The following is a 2,480-nucleotide window of genomic DNA, read 5'->3' as shown; positions in this document are numbered from 1 at the left end:
ATGTCAGATATAAATATTGCTTATTATGTAACTGAAGTACAATTAAATGAAACCAATATCACTACACAAATCCCAGTCATCTATATAATAGAGGAAACTGCACACGTCATCCGTAAAAACAGCCAGCAAAATTAATGTATGTTTCGTCCAATGCAAAAAAACAGACCTAGAAGAATATCTACTCCTAGGTCTGTTAAAAAATGAGCTCTATAATAGATGTATATTATCTTTACATTCATTTAAAACTTTCTCGTTCCAAACCAAGGCTTGAACTTCACCAATATGAGCTTTCTTTAAGAGAAACATGCATAATCTTGACTGACCGATTCCTCCACCGATGGTATAGGATAGTTCTCCAATCAGTAGGGACTTATGATATTTCAGCTCTTTGCGATCTTCATTGTTTGCACTCTTTAATTGCTCCAGCAAGGTGTTTTCGACTACTCTAATCCCCATTGATGATACCTCAAATGAGCTTTGAGGGGATTCCAAAATACGATGTCTCCATTTAAGTTCCAATCATCATAATCCGGTAAATAACTAAAATTACTTTATGAACTATTCCTTTTTTTGTGACAAAAGAGAAGGATTTCTATAAGTATTACTACTTGCTGATATGACAATCGTTGATAACTCACTGGTTTAGTTTTAGGAGTTTTTTGTAAGGGAAAGATGGGGGGAGAAACGCTTAATGAGGAAGTAGTACGATGACAGAAGCATTGTCAAATCTAAATACGCAGCAAGTAGTGATTGTTATATCTAAGGTTTTTTCAACTCAAACCGTCACCTGTTCCATCATCGTCAACAAACCAAATACTATTATATTTTCCACTTTCATTATGAATTACTGCGTATTTATTGTCGATTGGTGAACCATTTTCATATAAAGTGTTCTCAAAGGATTCATTGCCCACTTGTGCACTCATATTTATAAACCTTTCCAGCCGTTCCTCTGATAGCTTATTAAAACAATTAGGACATTTCCAAAACTCATCTATCTTCATAAAATATTCATTACAATTATCACAAAGTAGTTTGTTTGTTAAATCCATATCAAATCCTCCTATTTATCCACACCTACAAGTATATGTGTAATAAGAAAAATAATTTATGCTAAACATCTTGTAAAATGTGTTTTATATACAATAACTAGTTTTCCCCTAACAAAAGATAAGCATCCCAAAATTCGTATCTATCAAACGAATTTTGGGATGCTTTGTCAACCTGAAATCTCTATTTTTTTCTTCTCTGGTTTATCGCTCCATCTAAAAATCATGTTAAGAAACTTATAAACGCTTTTACTTTCTTTTGTCAAAAGCGGGCCTAAAATAGCCAAGATTAGAACGTACAGAGCCGTAAATGGTGTTAATATTGGGCTTAATCCTGCTGTTATTCCTAAGTTAGCCACAATAATTGAAAATTCTCCTCTTGCCATAATGGTTAAGCCGATATTGCTAGACATTTTATGTGAAAGTCCTGCTTTTCTTCCAGAAATCATACCTGCAGAGATATTACCGACAATCGTAATAATCGCAGCCCCTAAAGCCAGCCAGATTGCATCGGTTAAAGTAGATGGATCAATACTTAATCCGAAGCTGAAGAAGAAAATGGCCCCGAAAAAGTCTCTAAAAGGAACAACCAATTTTTCGATCCGATCGCGATGAATCGTTTCTGAAAAAACTAAACCCAATAATAAAGCGCCAATGGCTTCCGCAACATGTAGTTTCTCCGAAAAGCCAGCAACAAAGAATAGGAGGGCAAAGATTACAATAATAAAGTTTAGATTGGATTTGATCATAAACAGTTTATTTAGTATAGGCGCACCTTTTCGCGCAATGACAAAGAATAACAACATATACCCTATCGATATTAGCACCGATGTGATAATACCAAAGGCGGATGTTGAGCCTCCGAGTAATATACCCGACATGGTTGTTAAAAATATTGCTAGAAAGATATCGTCAAATAAAATGATCCCTAGAATTAACTCTGTTTCCGGGTTTGCCGTCCGCTTTAGATCAACGAGCACCTTAGCCACAATGGCGCTAGAGGATACGCTAAGTAATCCTGCTATAATCAGCGTTTCCATCCAAGGCATGCCTACAATCCATCCATAGACAAGACCTAATACAAAGTTAATCGCAACGTAGACACTTCCACCCACTATAATGTTACGTCCTGATTTTATTAACTTACCAACTGAAAATTCAAGTCCTAAATAGAATAGTAAAAAAAGTACCCCGATCCTCCCTAAAAATTGAATGATATCGTTACTTTCAATAAAGGTTAGATCAATAATCCCTATTTTAGGTGCATGTGGTCCGACCAGCATACCTAGAATAATGAGAAATGGAATGATTGAAAAATTAAGCTTATTTGCAATGATTGAACCAATCGCAATAAGTACGAGTGCTGTTCCAACATCTAATATCATTGTATCCATTTATACCCCCTGCCTCTCTTTTATGTCACCTTCTTTA

Annotated in this window: 3 protein-coding genes and 1 pseudogene; all 4 read right to left on the bottom strand. The window is 35.3% G+C overall.

From position 1 onward, the window contains the following. Nucleotides 1-207 precede the first annotated feature (207 nt). The gene (locus WYK_RS19750; RefSeq protein WP_040376173.1) at nt 208-456 is read right to left on the bottom strand and encodes a class-II aminoacyl-tRNA synthetase family protein; all 249 of its coding nucleotides are present in this window, start codon (nt 454-456) and stop codon (nt 208-210) included. After that, nucleotides 441-509, bottom strand: a pseudogene (locus WYK_RS25845) (hypothetical protein); the annotation flags it as partial. The gene WYK_RS19750 and the pseudogene WYK_RS25845, both read right to left, overlap by 16 nt. A 261-nt stretch (nt 510-770) precedes the next feature. Continuing rightward, a complete protein-coding gene (locus WYK_RS19745; protein ID WP_040376172.1) occupies nt 771-1,052 on the bottom strand; it encodes a hypothetical protein in 282 nt (93 codons plus the stop codon). A gap of 167 nt (nt 1,053-1,219) precedes the next feature. Then, a complete protein-coding gene (locus tag WYK_RS19740; RefSeq protein WP_040376171.1) occupies nt 1,220-2,443 on the bottom strand; it encodes a cation:proton antiporter in 1,224 nt (407 codons plus the stop codon). Nucleotides 2,444-2,480: the final 37 nt, after the last annotated feature.

Source organism: Peribacillus psychrosaccharolyticus ATCC 23296, from assembly GCF_000305495.1.
Taxonomy (GTDB): Bacteria; Bacillota; Bacilli; order Bacillales; family DSM-1321; genus Peribacillus; species Peribacillus psychrosaccharolyticus.
Note: the sequence above shows the minus strand (reverse complement) of the source record. Positions and strands in the feature narration are given on the sequence as shown.